Genomic DNA, 21,302 nt, shown 5'->3' with positions numbered 1-21,302 from the left:
TCCGCGTCGAACGATGCGCGCGATGTCGGCGTGATCCTCGCCGAAGGCCCGGGCATGAGCGACGCGGTCCAGGAGCTGTATCTGGACGTCGTCGTCAACCAGGTGCCGACACGGCGCGTCGTGCAGGTCTTTGCCGACGAGGACCGGCGGCTGTACGCGTGGCCCTCGAACCTGCACGCGCTGGGTATCGCCGTCGACGACCTCCCGCAGGACCGTTACCTCGGGCTCGACGCCGTTCCCGGCGTGGACTTCCGCTATGACGCCGCCCGTCAGCAGCTGCACGTCGATGCCCGTGTCGATCGGCTGGACCTCCAGCGGCGGTCGATCGATACGGTCGGCCACCGGCGTTGGTCTGCGGACGCGCAAGCGGGGGCCCTGCTGAACTACGATCTCTTCGCCATCCACGACCGCCAGGGGACGGTGAGCGCCGCAACCGCACTGCGGGTGTTCGGTGGCACCGGGATCTTCGAATCGAGCGGACTGTCGCAGCTGCGCGAGCAGGGCGACAGCGAGCCCTACGTGCGCCTCGACAGCAACTGGACGCGCTACGCACCGTCCGGCCTGTGGACGCTGAGCGTCGGCGATTTCGTCAGCGGCGCGCTGCCGTGGACGCGGGCGACACGGCTCGGCGGCATCCAGCTTCGACGCGACTTCAGTCTGCAGCCGGGCCTGATCACCTACCCGATCCCGCAGTTCCTCGGCGAAGCCGCGCTGCCGTCGACGATCGAGCTCTATGTCGACGGCGTGCGCCGCTACGACGGCGACGTCGCGCCCGGCCCTTTCGAGCTGACCGCGCCGCCGGCGGTGAGCGGTACCGGACAGGCGCGACTCGTGATCACCGACACGCTCGGCCGCAGCCAGGTGCTGTCCTTCGACTTCTACAATGCCAGCCGCCTGCTCCAGCGCGGTCTGAGCGACTACTCGGTGGAGCTCGGCCAGGTCCGCCGCAGCTACGGCATCGACTCCTTCGACTACCGCGACGGCGTGGCCGGCAGTGCCAGCCTGCGCCACGGCCTGCGCGACTGGCTCACCCTCGAAGCACATGCCGAAGGCGAGGACGGCCTCGCCGTCGCCGGCGCGGGTGCCCTCGTCGGCCTCGGCCACTGGGGCACGCTGCATGGCGCGGGCGCCTACAGCAGCGGCGACGGTGATGGCAGCCTCAGCCACCTCGGCTACAACCGTACCGCGGGCGGCTTCGTCGTCGACTACGCGCTGCAGCGCACCCATGGCGACTACCGCGACCTTGCGGCAGTCGACGGCCGTGCACCGCCGCGACGCGCGGAACGCGCGTTGGTCGGACTCGGCGCGAGCGCCGGCGGCCAGTGGTCGCTCAGCTACGTCCGCCTCGACCGCGTCGAGGACGGTCGCTCACGCAGCCTCGGACTCAGCTACAGCGTCTCACCGCTGCCGCGGCTGTCCCTGTTTGCCAGCCTGAACCGCGATCTCGACGACGACCGCGCCCTTGGCTTTTTTGCCGGCCTGTCGGTGAGCCTCGGCCACCGCATCAGCGTCGGCGCAGCTGCAGAGCGACGGGACGGACACGAACGCTACAGTGCCTACGCCAGCCGGCCCGTTCCCACCGACGGCGGCGGAGGCTGGGCGCTGCGCAGCGAGCGCGCCGACACCGGCAACACGCATCAGATCGAGGCCGGCTACCGCGCCGACCGCGTGCAATGGCGAGGCGGACTGCGCCGCGACGGCGATCGCGACAGCGTCTTCGCCGGCGCCGGCGGCGCCGTCGTGCTGATGGAGCGCAGCGTGTTTCTCGCGCGCAGCGTCGACGACGGTTTCGCGCTGGTATCGACCGGCGGCGTCGCCGACGTGCCGGTGCTGCTGGAGAACCGGCAGATCGGGCGTACCGACGCGCACGGTCACTACCTGCTCACCGGCCTGAATGCCTGGCAGCCCAACCGCATCGCCATCGACCCGCTGCACCTGCCGCCGCAGATCCGCTTCGACCACGAACAGCTCAGCGCCGTGCCGGCTGCCCGCGCCGGAACCGTCGCCCGCTTCGGCCTGGAGCGCACGCGCGCCGCCCTGCTGGTCCTGCATCAGGCGGACGGTTCGGCGGTACCGCTCGGCAGCCGCGTCCACCATGGCGAGACCGCGACGGCGGTGGTCGGCTACGACGGTCAGGTCTACCTGGAGGAACTGCAGGCGCACAATCGCGTCGATGTCGTCCGCGCCGATGGCTCGGTCTGCACCGTCCGCTTTGACTATGCTGACGATCTGCACGACCTGCCGGTGATCGGTCCCCTGCGATGCGACGATTGACGCTCATGCGATGGCGGCGCGCACTGGCGCTGCCCCTGGCCGCCGCAGCACTGGCGTCCACGCCGCCGGCGTTCGCGACGACGACCTGCAGCGCCAGCCTGTCCAACGTCGCATTCGGCTTCAGCGACCCGTTCAACGGCTGGGCCGATGTCAGTGCCACGCTCAGCTACCAGTGTCAGACCTTCGGCCTGAGCCTGCTCGCCAACGCCGCCGTGCGCCTGTGTCTGAGCATCGGCGACGGCGCCCAGGGCGACGGCGGCATCACGCCGCGCAGGATGCTCAGCGGCGCGTCGGCGCTGCAGTTCAACCTGTACAGCGATGCATCGCGCACGCAGGTCTGGGGCACCTATCCCGGCAACCACGTCGAAGTCGTGCTGCAGTACGCGGTACCGCTGCTCGGCGGTTCCGGTTCGGGGTCACGTACGGTCTATGCGCGCGTGCCGGCCAACCAGTTCTCCGCCGTGCCCGGCACCTACCTGAACAGCTTCAGCGGCATCGACGCCGAAGCGCGCTACCGTTACGACGAACGACTGCTGGGCAGTGCCACGGTACCCGGCAACTGTACGAGCGCCGGCGACGGCGGCGGCACCACGACCTTTCCCTTCGATGCCAGCGCGACCGTCAACGCCGCGTGCACGCCGGGATTCACGGTGCAGGATGTCGATTTCGGCACGCGCGGACTGCTCGCAACGGCCGTCGATACCACGGCGACCATCTCGCCGCGCTGTACCAACACCACGCCGTACCAGATCGGACTCGACGACGGCCTGCATGCGACCGGCCAGCAGCGGCGCATGCGCAGCCTCGCCGGCCGATACGTCGGCTACGAGCTGTATCGCGACGCCGCACGCACGCAGCGCTGGGGCGACACGCCGAACACCGACACGGTGGGCGGAACCGGCAACGGCAGCGTGCAGAGCGTCACCGTGCATGCGCGGGTCGCCGCGCAGGCGACGCCGCCCCAGGGCGTTTACAGCGATACCGTCACGGTGACGATCTACTACTGAATCGGCCCTGCGTCAGGACAGCTCCGCAGCCACGAACCCGGCGCGCTCGCGCGCGTCGAGATTCAGCGGCGGATGCAGGCGCACGCCATGCTCGCCGAGCAACCCGCGGAAGGTCGCCACCGGCTCGAGTCCGCGACTGGCGCACAGGTGCCGGAACCAATGGGTGCCGATGGCCACGTGCCGGACCTCCTCGTCCAGGATCGTGGCCAGAATCGCCAGCGTCGGCTCGTCACCGGCCTCGCGCACGCGCGCCATCATGCCCGGCGTCACGTCGAGGCCGCGCGCCTCGAGCACGCGCGGCACCAGCGCCATCCGGACCAGCACGTCGTGCGCGGTCTTCTCCGCCGCCTCCCAGAGCCCGTTGTGCGCCGGAAAGTCGCCATAGTCGCAGCCGAGCTGCTGCAGTCGCGCGCGCAGCAGCCGGAAGTGACGCGCCTCGTCGCGGGCGACGCTGAGCCAGTCCGCATAGAACGCCGGCGGCAGACCGTCGAAGCGGCACACGGCGTCGAGCGCCAGGTTGATCGCGTTGAACTCGATGTGGGCCACGGCGTGCAGCAGCGCCCGCCGCCCATCGGCACTGCCCAGGGACCGTCTGGGAACGTCGCGCGGATGCACCAGCACCGGCCGCGGCGGCCGGCCCGGCACGCGTTGCCAGTCGAAGCCCGATGCCGGTGCGTCGGCACCGGCGCTGCCGATCGCCACCACCGCCTCGCACTTGCGCTGCGGATCGCGCTCGACGAGCGCCGCGAACGCAGCGTCCCTCGTCGGCACGGCTCAGCCGAGGCCGCGGGCGAGGTCGGCGATGATGTCCCGCGCGTCCTCCAGGCCCACGGCAAGCCGCACCAGGCCCTCGGTCACGCCCGCCGCGTCGCGCGCCTCCTGGCTGATGCGGCCGTGCGTCGTCGTTGCCGGATGCGTGATCGTCGTGCGCGTATCGCCGAGATTCGCGGTGATCGACAGCATACGGGTCGCATCGATCAGCTTCCACGCCGCATCGCGCCCGCCCTCGAGCTCGAAGCTGACGACGCCGCCGTAGCCGCTTTGCTGACGCTGCGCGAGCACGTGCTGCGGATGGCTCGCCAGCCCCGGATAGAAGACCCGGGCGACGCTCGGCTGCTCCTCGAGCCACTCGGCGACGGCCCGGGCGTTGTCGCAGTGCGCGCGCATGCGCACGGCCAGGGTTTCCAGACCCTTGAGAAACACCCAGGCATTGAACGGACTCATGCACGGACCCGCGGTACGCATGAAGCCGAACACGTCCTTGCCGACCCTCTCGGCGTCACCGACGATGGCGCCGCCCACGGCGCGCCCCTGCCCGTCGATGTACTTGGTCGCCGAGTGGATCACGAAGTCGGCACCGAGCCTCAGCGGCTGCTGCAGCACCGGGGTCAGGAAGCAGTTGTCGACGCACAGCCAAGCGCCGTGCGCACGGGACAGCCGTGCCAGCGAGGCGATGTCGGCCAGTTCCACCAGCGGGTTCGACGGCGTCTCCACGAACAGCAGCTTCGTGTTCGGCCGCAACGCCGCCTCCCAGGTCGCGACGTCCGCCGTCGTGTCGACATAGGAGGTCGTCACGCCGAAGCGCGTCAGCACGTTGTTGAACAGGTTGATCGTCGAACCGAAGACGCCGCTCGACGAGAGGATGTGATCGCCCTGCCTGAGCAGCGCAAGACACAGGCTCAGGATCGCCGCCATGCCGCTGGCGGTGGCCACGCAGCTCTCGCCGCCTTCCATCGCGGCGAGACGCCGCTCGAAGGCCTCGACGGTCGGATTGGTGAACCGCGAGTAAATGTAGCCGGGCGCCTGCCCCTGGAACACCGCCGCGGCTTCGGCCGCGCTGCCGAACACGTAGCTCGACGTCATCGAGACCGACGCGGCGTGCTCGCGGTTCTCCGTGCGCGGCTCCGCGGCGCGCACGCCGAGCGTGGAGGCGCCCCATTCCGGATCGAAGGTCTCATTCACAGCACACGCTCCTCGAAAACGCGAAAGGCCCGTTTGCCGAACGGCTAAACGGACCTCTCGTACCGTTTAGCTGCATTTGTAAGGCGCCCGCAAGCAGGCTCAAATCGGCGCCGTGGCGAAAGGTAAACGCAAAACCGCTGCGTCTCAAGCGTTGTTCGTCAGCTCGATCACCGTTCGGGCCTGCTTGCGCGCCGACTTGGCCGAGTCGCTGCGGAACAGCTCGAGCTGGCTCAGGTACTCGGCCGTGACGTCCTGGGTGATGTACTCGCCGGTGAACACCGAGCAGTCGAAACGGGTGATCGCCGGGTTGCCGGCACGGACCGCCTCGACCAGATCCTCAAGGTCCTGATAGATCAGGCGATCGGCACCGAGCAGCGTCTGCAGCTCCTCGACGCTGCGGCCGTGCGCCACCAGCTCCGAGCTCGTCGGCATGTCGATGCCGTAGACGTTGGGATACCGCACCGGCGGCGCCGCGGACGCGAAGTACACCTTCTTCGCCCCGGCCTCGCGCGCCATCTCGATGATCTCCCTGGACGTGGTGCCGCGCACGATCGAGTCGTCGACCAGCAGCACGTTCTTGCCCTTGAACTCGAGATCGACCGGGTTGAGCTTCTGGCGCACCGATTTCTTGCGCTGCGCCTGTCCGGGCATGATGAAGGTGCGCCCGATGTAGCGGTTCTTGATGAAGCCCTCGCGGTAGTTCACGCCCAGCCGCGCGGCGAGTTCGGCACCGGCGACGCGCGAGGTGTCCGGGATCGGGATCACGGTGTCGATGTCGTGATCCGGCCATTCGCGCAGGATCTTCTCGGCGAGTTTCACGCCCATGCGCAGGCGCGCCTTGTAGACGTAGATGTCGTCGATCACCGAGTCTGGCCGCGCCAGGTAGACGTGCTCGAAGATGCAGGGCGAGTAGATCGGGTTGGCGGCGCACTGCCGCTTGTGCAACTTGCCGTCGAGCGTGATCAGTACCGCCTCGCCGGGCTGGATGTCAGCCAGCAGCTCGTAGCCCAGGGCGTCGAGCGCCACCGATTCGGATGCGATCAGGTAGTCGACACCGTTCTTGGTCTCGCGCACGCCGTAGACGGCGGGGCGGATGCCGTAGGGATCGCGAAAACCGACGACCCCGTAGCCGGTGATCATCGCAACGCAGGCGTAGGCGCCGCGGCAGCGCAGGTGCACCCCGGAGACCGCCGCGAAGATGTCTTCCGGGGTCAGGCGCAGCACGCCGCGCTGGAGCAGCTCGTGCGCGAAGATGTTGAGCAGCACCTCGGAGTCGGACTCGGTGTTCAGGTGCCGGCGGTCCTGCAGGAACAGCTCCTGCTTGAGTTCCTCGGCGTTGGTCAGGTTGCCGTTGTGCGACAGCGAGATGCCGAACGGCGTGTTGGTATAGAACGGCTGCGCCTCCGCCGAGGTCGAACAGCCCGCCGTCGGATAGCGGACATGCGCCACGCCCATGCGCCCGCGCAGACGCAGCATGTGCTCGTCGGCGCTGAACACGTCGCGCACCAGTCCGTTCTCCTTGCGCAGGAACAGGTGGTGGTCCTCGTTGGTGATGATGCCGGCCGCGTCCTGGCCGCGGTGCTGCAGCATCGTCAGCGCGTCGAACAGCTCCGCGCTCACGGTAGTACCCTGGGAAACGACGCCGGCAATTCCGCACATGGTTATGGGCCTGGGGACGGGTTGGGGTTCGCGGTGGGTTTGATCATGTCGAGCCACGCCTCGGGCATCACGTTCGCAAAGCCCTGCGCGAGCGGCTCGAACTGGCCGATCAGGGCGGACTCCTGCCACCAGCCGGCCTCGGCCGCACCCATGCGCCCTCCGACCAGCACGAACAGGCTGACGACGATGACCGCACGGACCATCCCCAGACCGCCGCCGAGCGTCCGGTCGGCGGGCGAGAAACCGCTCTCGCGCACCACCGTGACCAGCAGGTGCGTGAGCAGCGCACCGACCAGCAGCGCGAGCAGGAACACGCCGGCGCAGGCGGCAGCCATGCTCAGTACCGGGTCAGGAATGTACGGGGCGATCATCGCGGCGGCGGGCCGATGGAACATCCAGGCAACGACGAAGGCGGCGATCCAGGTCAGCAGGCTCAGGACTTCGCGGGTGAGGCCGCGCCAGACACCGAGCAGCACGGAGATCACGAATACGCCGAGAATGCTGTAGTCGACCCAGGTCATGCCGCATGTCGCAGACAACGGTGTCCAATTTTACCACTGCATGACGATACGCCGCGGCCCACCTCTCAGGGCTTGATCAGACGCGCTTCCGGCATGCCGGCGCGCACGACCTGTTCGTGCGCGGCCTGGGCGCGCGCCGCGCTCGTGTACGGGCCGGCGCGCACGCGGTAGAGCGTGCCGGAGGCGGTTTCGATCGGCGCAACGATCACCGTCTGTCCGAGCGCGGCGAGGCGCGCCTCGGCTTCGCGGGCATTGCCGATGTCGGCGTAGGAGCCGACCTGCACCCACCAGATCTCGCCGCCGGCATCCGCGCCGGCGGCCGCGGTGGGCTGCGGACGCGGCGTCGCCGTGACGACCGGTGTCGGTCGAGGCGTCGCCGTTGCGGCCGGTGCCGGCGTCGGGCTTGGACTCGGCGTCGCCGGCGGACGCGCCGACGGCTTCGGCGTCGGCCGGGTCGTTGGACGGGCCGTCGGCGTGCTCGCCGGGGCCGGCGGGGTTTCGGGCGCGACGCCATCGCCATCGACGATCTCCGGCGGGCTGTCGACCTCGCCGGCGGTGCCGGCTTCGCCGTCGTCGAGGGGTGCGGTCTCGACGATCGCCTCCTCCTGCAACGGAATCGTGACCACGCGCAACTCGTCCTCGACCGAAGGCGCGAGCTGCGGTTCGGGCAGCAGCGCGGCCAGCGCCAGCGCCACCAGCACGATCACGGCGGCACCGGTCAGGCGGCGTTTGAGCTTGTCATTCATCGATCAGCATGAACCCGCATCGTGGATCAGGGGTGCGGCGGCGGCGACAGTGAGAAACGAGCCGCTCACGATGATGCTGCCATCGTCGCCCGCCAATTCGCGCGCGGCCGTCAGGGCCGCAGGCATATTGTCGCAGCATCGCACCCCGTCCTGCCGGCCGATGCGCTCCGCCAGCGTCGCCGCGTCGAGGCCGCGCGGCCGCGGCAGGCCGACGAGGACCAGGCTGTCGAAGCCGCCCGCCAGCGCCGCGAGGAAGGCCGCATGCGGCTTGTCGGCGAGCATGCCGAGCACCAGCACGCGCGGGCCGGGCAGCCCGGGCTGCCGTAGGGCTTCGGCGAGCACCTGCGCCGCCTGCTCGTTGTGCGCGACGTCGAGCAGGAAGCGTCCGCGGCGCTCGCAGCGTCCGGGCAGGCGCAGTTGCGGCAGGGCCCGGCGCAGCCGGTCCTCCGGCACCGCGCAGCGTCGCTGCAGCGCCTCGACCGCGGCGAGCACGCCGGCCGCGTTGCGCAGCTGCGCGAGACCGGACAGCCCGGGGGACGGCAGCTCGCTGAGCCGGCCCTGCGCCGACCACCAGTCGAATCCGGCCGGCCGCGGCTCGAAACCGAAGTCCACGCCCAGACGCTGCAAGCGGGCGCCACAGGCACTGGCCACCTCGGTCAGGGCCGGCGGCGGCTCCGGCTCGGCGACGATCGCCGGTCGCTCGGGCCGGAAGATGCCGGCCTTCTCGCGGGCGATGCTGTCGCGATTCGGTCCGAGCCAGTCGGTGTGATCGATGCCGATGCTGGTGATCAGCGCGGCGTCGGCGTTCACCAGATTGACGGCGTCCAGGCGGCCGCCGAGGCCGACCTCGAGCACCTGCACGTCGACCGCGGCCTCGCGGAACAGCCACAGCGCCGCGAGCGTGCCGAACTCGAAGTAGGTCAGCCGGATGTCGCCGCGCTGCGCTTCGATCGCCTCGAAGGCCCGGCACAACGCGGCATCGTCGGCCACCTGCCCGTCGATGCGTACGCGCTCGTTGTAGCGCAGCAGATGCGGCGAGGTGTACAGGCCGACACGGTAGCCGGCCTCGCGGTAGATCAGCGCCGCGAGGTGCGCACTCGATCCCTTGCCGTTGGTGCCGGCGATCGTCAGCGTCACCGGCTGCGCGTCGGGCAGGCCGAGCCGGGCCGCCACGGCCCGCACGCGATCCAGGCCGAGGTCGATCGCCTGCGGATGCAGACGTTCCTGCCACTGCAGCCATTCGTCGAGCGAACGGGTCATCGATGCCGCCGGGTCATGTGTCGCGCAACGCCGGCAGGCACGGACGACGGCAACGGCGCCTGCAACGCATCAAGCCTGCGTCCACGCCGGTATCAGGCGGCGCTGACGCTCGGCGAGAAGTGCGTGAGCATCGCCAGCAGGCGGTACACGCGATCGCGCATCTCGCGCCGGTCCACGATCAGGTCGATCGCGCCCTTCTCGAGCAGGAACTCGGCGCGCTGGAAACCCTCGGGCAGCTTCTGGCGCACGGTCTGTTCGATCACGCGCGGTCCGGCGAAGCCGATCAGCGCCCGCGGTTCGGCGATCTGCACGTCGCCGAGCATCGCGAAACTCGCCGATACGCCGCCCATCGTCGGATGCGTCAGCACCGAGATGTACGGCAAGCCCCGTTCGGACAGCTTGGTCAATGCCGCCGAGGTCTTGGCCATCTGCAGGAGCGAGAACAGCGACTCCTGCATGCGCGCGCCGCCGGAGGCGTGGAAACAGACGAAGGGCACGCCGAATTCGAGGCAGGCATTGATGCCGCGGACGAACTTCTCGCCGACGACGCTGCCCATCGATCCGCCCATGAAGCTGAACTCGAAGGCCGCGGCCACCAGCGGCATGCCGACGAGCTGGCCACGCATCACGATCAGCGCATCCTGCTCGTGCGTGTCGTTCTGCGCCTCCTTGAGGCGCTCCGTGTACTTGCGGCTGTCCTTGAACTTCAGCGGATCCTTGGGCGCCACCTCGGTGCCGATCTCGACGCGCGGCTCGGGATCGAGGAACTGGTCGAGACGGTGACGGGCGCTGATCGAGCGGTGCGTGCCGCACTTGGGGCAGACCTCCAGCGTGCGCTCGAGCTCGGCCCGGTACAGCACCGACTGGCAGCTGTCGCACTTGGTCCACAGCCCCTCGGGCACATTGCGCTTGCGGGCGTTGCTGGACAGCAGCTTGGAACCGGCAATCTTGTCGAGCCAACTCATCGAATCGGACATGGTCGCGACAGGTGTGGACGTATCATCTTAGCCGCCGTCGGCATCCAGCGCCTGCCGCAGGGTCTGCAAGCGGCCTTGCAGCACCTCCGGCAGCGCCTCCGGCTGCTGCTGCAGCCGCTCGACCTCGGAAACCAGCGCGCTGCCGACGACGACGCCGTCGGCGATGCGGCCCACCGCCTGCGCCGATGCGGCATCGCGGATGCCGAAGCCGACGGCGACCGGCAGTTCGCTGTGCCGGCGGATCTCGTCGAGCTTGGCGGTCACGCTGGCGATGTCGAGGTTCGCCGCGCCGGTCACGCCCTTGAGGGACACGTAGTACAGGTAGCCGCTGGCCAGATGCGCCACGGCCCTGACCCGCGACTCCGGACTGGTCGGCGCCAGCAGGAAGATGCAGTCGATGCCGCGCTTGCGCAGCGCCGGCAGGTAGTCCGGCGCTTCCTCGATCGCCAGGTCGACGATGAGCACGCCGTCGACACCGGCTTCGCGCGCGCGCTCCGCGAAGGCCTCGATTCCCCGCGTCTCGATCGGGTTCAGATAGCCCATCAGCACGACCGGAGTCGTCGCGTCGTCGCGGCGGAACGCGGCGACCATGTCGAGGATGTCCCAGAGCCCCGTGCCGTGCGCCAGGGCACGTTCGCAGGCGAGCTGGATCACCGGCCCGTCGGCCATCGGATCGGAAAACGGCACGCCGAGTTCGATCACGTCGGCCCCGCCACGCACCAGCGCATGCATCAGCGCCACCGTGTGGTCCGGGTGCGGATCGCCCGCGGTGATGTACGGAATCAATGCCTTGCGCCCGGCGCTCTTCAGGGCGGCAAAGGTCTTGTCGAGACGGTTCATGCTTGTTTGAGAAGTCCGGCCACGGATGGCCGGTGTTTGAACAGGATGTTCACAATGAGATGCCTTCGCGACGCGCGATCGTGAAGATGTCCTTGTCGCCGCGTCCGGACAGGTTGATGACCAGATGCCGTTCCGGTCCCAGCGCCGGCGCCATCTTGCGCGCATGGGCGAAGGCGTGCGCCGACTCCAGCGCCGGGATGATGCCCTCGGCGCGCGTCAGCTCGTGGAAGGCCGCCAGGGCCTCGTCGTCGGTGACGGCCACGTACTCGACGCGACCGCTGTCCTTGAGCCACGAGTGCTCCGGGCCGACGCCGGGATAGTCGAGACCGGCGGAGATCGAATGCGTGGGCAGGATCTGGCCGTTGACGTCCGCCATGATGTAGGTGCGGTTGCCGTGGAGCACGCCGGGCTTGCCGGCCGACAGCGGCGCGGCATGCTCGGGCGTGTCGACACCGCGTCCGCCCGCCTCGACACCGACCATCGCCACCTCGCGATGATCGATGAACGGATGGAACAGCCCGATCGCGTTCGATCCGCCACCGACGCAGGCGACCAGCGCATCCGGCAGGCGCCCGAACTTGTCGCGGCTCTGCGCGATCACCTCGCGGCCGATCACCGACTGGAAGTCGCGTACCAGCATGGGATACGGGTGCGGGCCGGCGACGGTGCCGATCACGTAGAACGTGTCGTCGACGTTCGTGACCCAGTCGCGCAGGGCCTCGTTCATCGCATCCTTGAGCGTCCTCGTGCCGCTCTTCACCGGCACGACCTCGGCGCCCAGCAGCTTCATCCGGTAGACGTTCGGCGACTGGCGCTCGACGTCCTCCGCGCCCATGTAGACGACGCACTTCAAGCCCAGGCGCGCGGCGATGGTCGCGCTGGCGACGCCGTGCTGGCCGGCGCCGGTCTCGGCGATGATGCGCGTCTTGCCCAGGTGCTTGGCCAGCAGGGCCTGGCCCACGGTGTTGTTCACCTTGTGCGCGCCGGTGTGGTTCAGGTCCTCGCGCTTGAGCCAGATCTGCGCCCCGCCCCAGCGCCGGGTCAGGCGCGCGGCGTGATACAGCGGCGACGGCCGCCCGACGTAGTCGCGCAGGTCCCCGTCGAGCTCGCGCAGGAAGTCCGGATCCTTGCGCAGCGCATCGTAGGCCGCGGCCAGGGCCCGCAGCGGCTCCATCAGGGTTTCGGCGACGAACTGGCCGCCGTAGGGACCGAAATGACCGCGGGTATCGGGGTAGTCGTAAGTCATGGGCGAATCGTTGTGGTGCTCCTGGACTGCGGGTGTCGTCAGCGGCGATGCCGGTCGGCACGCCGCACGGCCTCGACGAAGGCGCGCATTTTCGCAGCATCCTTGACGCCGGGTCGCGACTCGATGCCGCTGGACACGTCGACGGCATACGGGCGCAGCGCGCGAATGCCGCGTCCCACGTTCCCCGGCGTCAGGCCGCCGGCGAGAATCAGCGGTCGCGCGACACCGCGCACCACCGTCGACCAGTCGAACGCCTTTCCGCTGCCGCCCATCTCGCCCGGGGCATGTCCGTCCAGCAGCAGGGCGCCGGCCTGACGGTGCTGGCGCGCGACGCGTCGCAGATCGCCGTCGCCGCGCATCGCCACGGCCTTGACGTAGGGCAGGCCGAATCCCGCGCAGAACCCCGCATCCTCGCTGCCGTGAAACTGGAGCAGGTCGGGTTGCAGCGCATCGATGGCGAGCTGCACGGTCGCCGGATCGGCGTCCATGAACAGGGCAACGACGGTGACCAGGGGCGGCAGCCTGGCACGCAGCGCCGCAGCGCGGTCCGGTGCGAGATAGCGACGGCTCGCCGGCACCATCACGAAGCCCAGCGCGTCGACGCCCAGATCGATTGCCGCGGCAGCGTCCGCGGCACGGCGGATACCGCAGAACTTGATGCGGGTGCGGGAAACGGGCAAGGCTCAGACCGGGGGGAACACGAGCGCGGGCGGCGCCGGGAGGCCGAATTCTGCCGGATATTCCGGTCCCACGAAATACAGCCCCCCCGCCGGCGCCGTCATCCCGGCCAGCCTGCGGTCGCGTTGCGACAGCAGTTCGGCGACCCAGGAAGTCGGCTGCTTGCCCAGGCCGACCAGCGCCAGGGTGCCGACGATGTTGCGCACCATGTGATGCAGGAAAGCGTTCCCGCAGACATCGACGACGACGCGATCGCCGTGGCGGCGAACGGCGATCGCGTCGAGACGGCGCATCGGCGTCGGCGACTGGCACTGCGAATCGCGGAACGACGAGAAGTCGTGTTCGCCGATCAGCGCCTGCGCCGCGGCGTGCATCGCGGTGGCGTCGAGCCGCTGCGGCCACCAGCCGCTGCCCGCATGCAGCAATGCGCTGCGTGCGCGGTGATTGTGGATCACGTAGCGGTAGCGGCGGCGCACGGCGCTGTGCCGGGCATGGAAGCGGGGATCGACCGGCCTGATCCAGCGCAGGCCCACATCCGCCGGCAACTGACTGTTGGCCCCGAGCAACCACGCGTAGTCGCTGCGCTCGGCCGTCGAATCGAAGTGCAGCACCTGCTGCACGGCGTGCACGCCGGCATCGGTCCGCCCGGCAGCCGTCACGGCAAGCGCATGGGCGGCCACGGTCGACAGCGCGCGCTCGAGTTCGGCCTGCACGGTCCGGCGGCCGGCAAGCGCTTGCCAGCCACTGAAGCCGGTGCCGACATACTCGACGCCTGCGGCGTAGCGCGTCATGGTCCCCCGCCGTAGGCCAGGAGATACAGGCCGGCGAACAGCAGCGGCGGCAACAGCCATTCCCACCAGCGCGGAAGTCCGGCATCCGCGAGGTCCACCGGCGCAGCGGCCGTCGCTGCGTCGCGCTCGACCGCCTCGATCAGCGCCGCTGCACGCGTCCACAGCGGAACGCCGGCATCGCCGCGCAACCGCTGCTGCAGGCCGCTCACCGCCTCCAGCGCCAGCGCAATGCGCAAGCCGACCCGTTCGGGCTCGACACCGAGGATGCGCAGCGGCGCCAGCAGCACGCGGACGCCGACGACGAGTTGCGTCGTCGGCGTGACGGCGAGCAGGAGATAGACGAGCACCAGCAGGTCGACCAGCACCAGCATCCGCCGCAGTCCCTCGGCGAGCCCCTCGCGACTGAGGCCGGGCAGCGCCGGCAGCAGCGGTTCGCCGGGCGTGAAGCCGCCGTAGAGCACGAAGATCGCCAGCAGCAGCCAGCGCAGCCGCCACAGCCCGCCGCGCAGACGATCGAGGGCGGAAGCGCTCAGGCGCCAGTGGGTGGTCAGGCCGAGGCCGCCGATGACGGCCAGCGTCGTCAGGCTCATCGCCGGCAGTGTCGACGCCGTGACCAGCAGCAGCAGGATGCGAACCGCCGGATGCAGCGTCAGCGGCGGCGCCATGCCCGAGTCATCAACCGAGCTGGTCGATCAGCGTCTTGGCGTCCTGGCGCTGCGACTCGTTGCCCTGCTCGACGACCTCGTCCAGCAGGGAGCGCGCCATCTCCTTGTCGCCCATGTCGACGTAGGCGCGCGCCAGATCGAGCTTGGTCGCCGCCTCGTCGCCCCCGCCTGCCGTCGTGTCGGCGCCTTCGAGTTCGCCCAGGTCGATGTCGTCCAGCCGAATCTCGCCGCCGCCGGCATCGCCGACGTCGAAGGACACCGTGTCGGTATCGACCGGAAGGTCGAGCCCATCGTCGGCGGGCTCGCTCGCCGCGGGTGCGGCACCGGCCTCCGGTTCGGGCGTGACGGGCGGCTCGCCCGCATCCGCCGGGGAGGCCTCCGCCTCGGTGCCGTCGAAGGCCGACAGGTCGAGATCGAAATCCACCGACTCGCCGCCACTGCGCGGTTCGGGCGCCGCCGGTGCCGACGGCTCGCCCTCCTCGGACGATGCGAGGTCGAACTCGCTGAGATCGAATTCGAGGGCGTCGCCCTTGTCCACCGTGGCCACCTGCAGCTCGGGCGCATCGAGCTTCGGCAGGTCCACCGGGTCGAGCTGGAAGTCCAGCGTGCCTTCGCCGCCGTTTCCGGCACCGGCCGGAGGCGCCTCGGCGCCCAGATCCAGGTCCACGGCACCGCCGCCGTCACCCCCGGACTGGAACAGCGGCGTGTCCGGCGAGAGCTGCTGACCCATGATCGCGATCTTCTGCCAGTCGGCGTCGCCGAGCATCGGCTTGAGCGACTCGGCGCAGGCCGTGAATTCGGCGGTCTTGCCGGCAGCGAAATAGGTTTCGGCGAGCTTGACGCGCAGATCGGGGCGCGCCGGCTCTTTCTCGATGGCCTGGTTCAGCAGCAAGGCGGCTTCGTCGTACAGCCCATAGGCGTGGTGGAAGTCCGCCTCGGAGATCGGGTCGTTGGCATCCAGGTTGATCTGGACGGTCTGCGACTCGAACTGGCCGGTCAGGTCAAAGTCCACCGGCTCGCCGGCACCCGCCGTGTTCTCGCCGGCCGCGGCAGTCTCGAACGCCGCCGTGTCGAACTGCTCGGTGGCGAGCTGCGCGGTCGAAACCTGCTGCGTCGCCTCGAACGACGGCGGCTCCGCGGTCTCCGAAGCCGCCTTGGGCGCGGCCATTCGGTCCTCGGCATCCAGCGTCGCCTGCAGTTCCTCGAACTCTTCGTCGACCGAGCGTCGCGCGGATGCGCCAGCCGCAGCTCCGGCGGCCGCAGCCGGTGCCGGCGCGGCAGCCGGCTTGGCGATCGTCGCCGGCTTCGGCGTGACGACGCCGAACGGGGCATTGACGGTATCCGCCTGTTTGCGCCGCGCCAGCAGCCGCGAGATGCCGTAGCCCAGCCCGCCGAGAATCAGCAGGCCGATGACCAGCGGAATCACCAGGCTTTCGAGCAGGCTGGAGGTACGCGGCGACCCGACCGGCTCGTCGACGACGATCTCCTCGTCCGCCGCGTCGGCCGGCTCTTCGGGTTCGAGCTGCAAACCGGGATCAAGCGCCTCCTGCGCACCGTCGTTCATGTCGTCGGCGACCAGCTCGGCGCCGTCGTCCGTCGGCAGGTCGCCGTCGTCCGTCGGCAGGTCGCCGACGCCAGGATCGGTCAGCGTGCCGGCGTCCATCGCCGGCATCGTGTCGATGACGGGGACCGGCGTGGTCTCGGGCGTGGCGACGGGAGTCGGGGCCGGCGTGGGGGTCGGCGTCGGCACCGGGGTCGGTACCGGCGTGGGCGCAGGCGTCGGGGCCGGCGTCGGCCTCGCGCTCGCCGCCGGAGGCGTCATGCCGCGCAGGCGCATGACCTCGTCGCGGGCCGCGGCGGCGCTGACCGACATGATGTCCGCGGCCGACGGCACCTCCAGCATCGCACCTTCCAGCAAGCCGTTGATGCTGCCGGCGAAGGCCTGCGGGTTGCGCTGGTACAGGGCCAGCAGCATCTGGTCCATGCTCGCGCCGTCCGGACGCAGTCGCGTGGCGATGCGCCACAGCGTCTCGTCCCCCGACACGGGCCCGTAGCGTCCGTCGGACAGCGCCGGCGCATCGGCCACGGAGGCGGGTTCGTCCGGCACGCCGGCAACGACCGGTGCCGGGGTCGGCGTGGCGACCGGCATGCGCGTTGGCGCCGGGGTCGCGACGGCCACATCGGGTGTCGCCGCCGGTGCCTGGCCGATCTGCGCGCTGCCGCCCGACTCGGTCGCCGTTTCGTAGAACGTGTCGGCACCGTCGCCGGCGTCGCGGTAGTCGGGTGGGTCGAGCAGCACGGTGTACTCGCGCACGACGCGGCTGCCGCCGTCGCGAATCTCCAGCAGCAGCGTCAGGACCGGCTCACGCGCCGGCTGGTCGCTGCGAATCTCGATGCGCGGCGCACCCTCGCTGCGCACGGCGAATCGCAGCGAGGACAGGAACGCCGGCCGTTCGATGCCCAGGCGCTCGAACTCGGTGTTGCCGGCTAGGCGCACGGTGAGCGCGTCGAGCGCCTCCGGCGTCGCATCGTAGACGGGGATGGTTGCCGCGAAACGCTGGTTCAGACGCGAAGACACGTCGATCTCGCCGAGACCGACGGCGGCGGCAGCACTGAGCCACAGCCCGGGAAGCACGGCGGCCAGGCGTGTAAGCGAGCGCCTCATATCCTCTCCTGAATCAACCTGCACCCCCGATGTTCACGCGGCAGGTGAACTTGCGCGCATAAGCCCTTTTATACCTAATGATTTATAAATAGTCACTAATCAGGACTTCGGCACAGGCGACGGCGTTGGACGCCGCCGCGCAGCGGATGTTGTCGGCCGTGATCCACAGGGCCGCCGAGTGCGTGCCGGCGCTCTGGCGCAGGCGTGCCACCTGCACCGAGGAACTCGCCATCGCGTCGGCCACCGGCGACGGACAGTCGCCGGCGTCACCGGGGCCACGGCAGTCGAGCCCCGGGCTTGCGGCCAGAACCCGGGTGACCGCTTCGAGGTCCACGGGACGGTCCGACAGCAGATCGACGGTCAGCGCATAGCCGTAGAACAGCGGCACCTGCACGAGGTGGACCGACACCGACAGTTCGGGTGCGCCGAGCAGGTTCCGCAGGTCGTCGCCGATGCGCCGTTCGCGTTCGGTCGCCCCGCCCCCGTCCACGGCACCGATCTGGCCATGGACGTTGAAGGCGATCTGCTGCTTGAAATGGCTGCGATCGATGTGGCGCGCATTGAGCAGCGCCGTGGTCTCGCGCGCCAGATCCTGGAACGCCGGCCGTCCCGCGTCGGACACCGGAATCATCGCCGTGACGTGGACCGATCGCAGCGGACACTCGCCGTGCACCGGCGCCAGCACCCGCAGCAGCGGCACCAGCACGCGATCCGGCGCCGCGACGATGCCGCGCTCGTTGAAGCCGGCCAGCGCCGCGTCGTTGATGCCGGCGACCACCCGCGGAATCTCCGGATCGCGCCAGGCCGTCCCCCCGGCATCGACGACGACGCAACCTGCATCGGCGGCGCGTTCGGCCTCGGCCGCAAGCCGCGGATCGTCGTCCGCCAAGAAGGCCAGCTGCACCTGACCGAAATCGAACGCCGACGCCGAATCCACCGGCAGCGCGTGTCCGGCGAACTCCACGTTCGCCCCCTCCTCGGCATCCAGCCCCAGCGCGCTGACCTCCCCCGCGGGAAAGCGGCGCTCGGCGAGCAACTCCAGCAAGGCAGCGCCGACGAGGCTGTCGGCACCGAGAACGGCAAGATCGAAACGGCGTTTCATCGCGGGCCCTGGTTCGGGGCCGCGATTCTACCGCCCGACGAGAATCCGCAGCATGCGGCGCAGCGGTTCGGCAGCGCCCCAGAGGAGCTGGTCGCCGATGACGAAGGCCGACAGGTACTGCGGGCCGAAATTGAGCTTGCGCACACGACCGACGCCGACCTTGAGCCCGCCGGTGATCGCGGCCGGGGTGAGTTCGCGCATCGTCGTCGGCCGGTCGTTCGGCACCCAGTGCACCCAGTCGTTGCCCGAGCGGATGATGGCCTCGATCTCCGTCAGCGGCAGGTCGCGCTTGAGCTTGAGGGTCAGCGCAAGGCTGTGGCAGCGCATCGCACCGATACGCACGCACAGGCCGTCGACCGGAACGATCGTTCCGGACTGGACATTGCCGAGGATCTTGTTGACCTCGGCCTGCCCCTTCCACTCTTCCTTGGACTGGCCGTTGTCGAGCTGCGCATCGATCCACGGAATCAGGCCGCCGGCCAGCGGCGCGCCGAAGAACTCGGTCGGCATGTCACTGCGGATGGCCTGCGCGACCTTGCGGTCGATGTCGAGGATCGCCGAGGCCGGCGTCGCCAGTTCGTCGGCAACGGCCGCGTGCACGACGCCCATGCCCTTGAGCAGCTCGCGCATGTGGTTGGCCCCGCCACCGGACGCCGCCTGGTAGGTCATCGAGCTGACCCACTCGACCAGCCCTTCGCGGAACAGGCCGCCGACGCCCATCAGCAGGATGGAGTTCGTACAGTTGCCGCCGATGTAGTTCTTCACGCCCCTGGCCAGCGCGGCGTCGATGACGTGACGGTTGACCGGGTCGAGGATGATGACCGCATCGTCCTTCATGCGCAGCGCGCTGGCCGCGTCGATCCAGTAGCCGTCCCAGCCGGCGGCGCGCAGCTTCGGATAGACCTCGTTGGTGTAGTCGCCGCCCTGGCAGCTGATGACGATATCCATCGCCTGCAGCGCGTCGATGCTGTTCGCGTCCTTCAGCGGCGGCGTGTCCTTGCCCGCGACCCGGGGGCCGGGGCCGCCGGCACTCGAGGTGCTGAAGAAATGCGTCTCCACCAGCGAGAAATCGTTTTCCTCGCTCATGCGCTGCATCAGCACCGAGCCGACCATGCCGCGCCAACCCACCATTCCCAGCTTCTTCATCTTGCGTCTCTGCTGTCTTGCTACTTGCGGAACTCAGCCACAAAGGCGTCGCCCATTTCCTTCGTGCCGATGACCTTCTCGCCCGGCTGCGCGATGTCGCCGGTGCGATGACCGGCGCGCAACACCTTCTTGACCGTGGCGTCGATGCGCTCGGCGATGTCGGCACGGTCGAAGCTGTACTTGAACATCATGCCCACCGACAGGATCGTCGCCAGCGGATTGGCCTTGTTGTGGCCGGCGATGTCCGGCGCGCTGCCGTGGATCGGCTCGTACAGGCCCTTGTTGTTCACGTCCAGCGACGCAGACGGCAGCATGCCGATCGACCCGGCGAGCATCGACGCCTCGTCGGAGAGAATGTCGCCGAAGATGTTGCCGGTGACGATCACGTCGAACTGCTTCGGGTTCTTGACCAGCTGCATCGCCGCGTTGTCGACGTACATGTGCGACAGCGCGACGTCCGGGTAGTCCTGGCCGACACGGATCATCACCTCGCGCCATAGACGCGAGGTCTCCAGCACGTTCTCCTTGTCCACCGAGCACAGGCGCTTGCCGCGCTTGCGCGCCGCCTGGAAGGCGACGTGACCGATGCGCTCGATCTCCGGCACGCTGTAATGCATCGTGTCGTAGCCTTCCTCGGCGCCGTCCGCGTTCGTGCGGCGACCGCGCGGCTGGCCGAAGTAGATGTCGCCGGTCAGCTCGCGCAGGATCAGGATGTCCAGTCCGGCGATCACCTCCGGCTTGAACGACGAGGCCGCCGCCAGCTCCTCGTAGGCCAGCGCCGGACGCAGGTTCGCAAACAGTCCCAGATCCTTGCGGATGCCGAGAATCCCCTGCTCCGGGCGCACCGCGCGCGGGAGGCTGTCGTACTTCGGACCGCCGACGGCGCCCATCAGGATCGCGTCGGCTGCGCGCGCGGCCTGCTGCGTCGATGGCGGATACGGATGGCCCTCGGCGTCATAGGCGGCACCGCCGAGATGGCCGAACGACCATTCGATGGCCTCGCCCTCGGCCTTGAGCACCTCGAGGACCTTGACCGCCTCGGCCATGATCTCGGTGCCGATGTAGTCGCCAGGGAGAATCAGGATGTTCTTGTTGCTCATGCGTGATGCTTCCGGGTCGGGTCTCAGTTGAACAGCCACGGCGCCTCGACGCGCCGCTTCGCCTCGTAGGCCCTGATCGCATCGGCCTGCTGCAGCGTCAGGCCGATCTCGTCCAGGCCGTTGATCAGGTTGTGCTTGTGGTGCGGATTGATTTCGAACGCGAAGCTGCGGCCGTCCGCCAGTCTCACCTGCTGCGCCGGCAGATCGATCGTGACCTGCGCGTTCGCATCGGCCTCCACCATCTCGAAGATCGCCTGCACTTCGGCGGCTTGCAGCACCACCGGCAGCACGCCGTTCTTGAAGCAGTTGGAGAAGAAGATGTCGGCGAAGCTCGGCGCGATCACGGCACGAAAGCCGTAGTCGTCCAGCGCCCACACCGCGTGCTCGCGCGACGAGCCGCAACCGAAGTTGTCTCGCGCGACCAGGATCTGCGCGCCCGCATGCTTCGCATCGTTGAGCACGAATGCCGGATTCGGCCGGCGCGCCGCCGGGTCGATCTCGAGCGTGCCCGCATCCAGATAGCGCCAGTCGTCGAACAGGAACGGGCCGAATCCGGTGCGGCGGATCGACTTGAGGTACTGCTTGGGAATGATCGCGTCGGTATCCACGTTAGGACGATCCATCGGCGCGACCTTGGATGTCACTACGGTAAAAGCGCGCATG

Annotated in this window: 19 protein-coding genes and 1 riboswitch; of the genes, 2 read left to right on the top strand and 17 right to left on the bottom strand. The window is 69.4% G+C overall.

Translation table 11 applies throughout. The features are described 5' to 3' along the window. Positions 1 to 54: 54 nt before the first annotated feature. Together C8D93_RS02675 and C8D93_RS02670 are read left to right on the top strand one after the other, a co-directional pair. Positions 55 to 2,274, top strand: coding sequence for a fimbria/pilus outer membrane usher protein (locus tag C8D93_RS02675; protein ID WP_146216488.1), 2,220 nt, complete (start codon positions 55 to 57; stop codon positions 2,272 to 2,274). Between the two features lie 5 nt (positions 2,275 to 2,279). Further along, positions 2,280 to 3,281: a Csu type fimbrial protein gene (locus C8D93_RS02670; RefSeq protein WP_170123856.1), complete on the top strand. Its 1,002-nt coding sequence runs from the start codon at positions 2,280 to 2,282 to the stop codon at positions 3,279 to 3,281. Between the two features lie 12 nt (positions 3,282 to 3,293). On the opposite strand, the gene C8D93_RS02665 is transcribed toward C8D93_RS02670, so the two are convergent. The 17 genes from C8D93_RS02665 to leuD form a co-directional block, all read right to left on the bottom strand. Next, positions 3,294 to 4,052, bottom strand: a complete 759-nt coding sequence (locus C8D93_RS02665) for a ferritin-like domain-containing protein (protein WP_110263595.1) — start codon at positions 4,050 to 4,052, stop codon at positions 3,294 to 3,296. Positions 4,053 to 4,055: 3 nt separating this feature from the next. Next, positions 4,056 to 5,243, bottom strand: a complete 1,188-nt coding sequence (locus C8D93_RS02660; protein ID WP_110263594.1) for an O-succinylhomoserine sulfhydrylase — start codon at positions 5,241 to 5,243, stop codon at positions 4,056 to 4,058. Positions 5,244 to 5,288: 45 nt separating this feature from the next. Further along, positions 5,289 to 5,364, bottom strand: a riboswitch (SAM riboswitch). Positions 5,365 to 5,387: 23 nt separating this feature from the next. Further along, positions 5,388 to 6,902 (bottom strand): amidophosphoribosyltransferase, encoded by a 1,515-nt coding sequence (gene purF / locus C8D93_RS02655; protein WP_110263593.1) that lies wholly within the window; start codon positions 6,900 to 6,902, stop codon positions 5,388 to 5,390. A gap of 2 nt (positions 6,903 to 6,904) precedes the next feature. Continuing rightward, complete coding sequence (locus tag C8D93_RS02650) at positions 6,905 to 7,423, bottom strand: CvpA family protein (RefSeq protein ID WP_110263592.1); 519 nt, start codon at positions 7,421 to 7,423, stop codon at positions 6,905 to 6,907. 65 nt (positions 7,424 to 7,488) lie between these two features. Continuing rightward, positions 7,489 to 8,169, bottom strand: coding sequence for an SPOR domain-containing protein (locus C8D93_RS02645; protein ID WP_110263591.1), 681 nt, complete (start codon positions 8,167 to 8,169; stop codon positions 7,489 to 7,491). A gap of 3 nt (positions 8,170 to 8,172) precedes the next feature. Continuing rightward, positions 8,173 to 9,429 carry a bifunctional tetrahydrofolate synthase/dihydrofolate synthase gene (folC, locus tag C8D93_RS02640; RefSeq protein ID WP_110263590.1) on the bottom strand — a complete coding sequence of 419 codons (1,257 nt, stop codon included), beginning with the start codon at positions 9,427 to 9,429 and terminating at the stop codon, positions 8,173 to 8,175. Positions 9,430 to 9,521: 92 nt separating this feature from the next. Next, positions 9,522 to 10,406 carry an acetyl-CoA carboxylase, carboxyltransferase subunit beta gene (gene accD / locus C8D93_RS02635; RefSeq protein WP_245903792.1) on the bottom strand — a complete coding sequence of 295 codons (885 nt, stop codon included), beginning with the start codon at positions 10,404 to 10,406 and terminating at the stop codon, positions 9,522 to 9,524. A gap of 27 nt (positions 10,407 to 10,433) precedes the next feature. Then, positions 10,434 to 11,246, bottom strand: a complete 813-nt coding sequence (gene trpA / locus C8D93_RS02630) for a tryptophan synthase subunit alpha (RefSeq protein ID WP_110263588.1) — start codon at positions 11,244 to 11,246, stop codon at positions 10,434 to 10,436. Positions 11,247 to 11,295: 49 nt separating this feature from the next. Continuing rightward, positions 11,296 to 12,492, bottom strand: a complete 1,197-nt coding sequence (gene trpB / locus C8D93_RS02625; RefSeq protein ID WP_110263587.1) for a tryptophan synthase subunit beta — start codon at positions 12,490 to 12,492, stop codon at positions 11,296 to 11,298. 38 nt (positions 12,493 to 12,530) lie between these two features. Beyond that, a complete protein-coding gene (locus tag C8D93_RS02620) occupies positions 12,531 to 13,172 on the bottom strand; it encodes a phosphoribosylanthranilate isomerase (protein ID WP_110263586.1) in 642 nt (213 codons plus the stop codon). 3 nt (positions 13,173 to 13,175) lie between these two features. Continuing rightward, on the bottom strand, positions 13,176 to 13,961 hold the full coding sequence (truA, locus tag C8D93_RS02615) for a tRNA pseudouridine(38-40) synthase TruA (RefSeq protein ID WP_110263585.1): 786 nt from the start codon (positions 13,959 to 13,961) through the stop codon (positions 13,176 to 13,178). Next, complete coding sequence (locus C8D93_RS02610; protein ID WP_110263584.1) at positions 13,958 to 14,626, bottom strand: hypothetical protein; 669 nt, start codon at positions 14,624 to 14,626, stop codon at positions 13,958 to 13,960. The genes truA and C8D93_RS02610 overlap by 4 nt, the downstream gene beginning before the upstream one ends. A gap of 10 nt (positions 14,627 to 14,636) precedes the next feature. Next, on the bottom strand, positions 14,637 to 17,291 hold the full coding sequence (locus C8D93_RS02605; protein ID WP_110263583.1) for a FimV/HubP family polar landmark protein: 2,655 nt from the start codon (positions 17,289 to 17,291) through the stop codon (positions 14,637 to 14,639). A gap of 82 nt (positions 17,292 to 17,373) precedes the next feature. Next, positions 17,374 to 18,393 carry an aspartate-semialdehyde dehydrogenase gene (locus C8D93_RS02600; RefSeq protein ID WP_110263582.1) on the bottom strand — a complete coding sequence of 340 codons (1,020 nt, stop codon included), beginning with the start codon at positions 18,391 to 18,393 and terminating at the stop codon, positions 17,374 to 17,376. A gap of 27 nt (positions 18,394 to 18,420) precedes the next feature. Next, positions 18,421 to 19,539 carry an aspartate-semialdehyde dehydrogenase gene (gene asd / locus C8D93_RS02595; RefSeq protein WP_110263581.1) on the bottom strand — a complete coding sequence of 373 codons (1,119 nt, stop codon included), beginning with the start codon at positions 19,537 to 19,539 and terminating at the stop codon, positions 18,421 to 18,423. Between the two features lie 20 nt (positions 19,540 to 19,559). Further along, complete coding sequence (leuB, locus tag C8D93_RS02590; protein WP_110263580.1) at positions 19,560 to 20,639, bottom strand: 3-isopropylmalate dehydrogenase; 1,080 nt, start codon at positions 20,637 to 20,639, stop codon at positions 19,560 to 19,562. A gap of 23 nt (positions 20,640 to 20,662) precedes the next feature. Continuing rightward, positions 20,663 to 21,301: a 3-isopropylmalate dehydratase small subunit gene (gene leuD / locus C8D93_RS02585; RefSeq protein ID WP_110263579.1), complete on the bottom strand. Its 639-nt coding sequence runs from the start codon at positions 21,299 to 21,301 to the stop codon at positions 20,663 to 20,665. Position 21,302 lies beyond the last annotated feature (1 nt).

This window comes from Sinimarinibacterium flocculans (genome assembly GCF_003201205.1).
GTDB lineage: Bacteria > Pseudomonadota > Gammaproteobacteria > Nevskiales > Nevskiaceae > Solimonas > Solimonas flocculans.
This window is presented reverse-complemented; position numbering and strand designations above follow the sequence as displayed.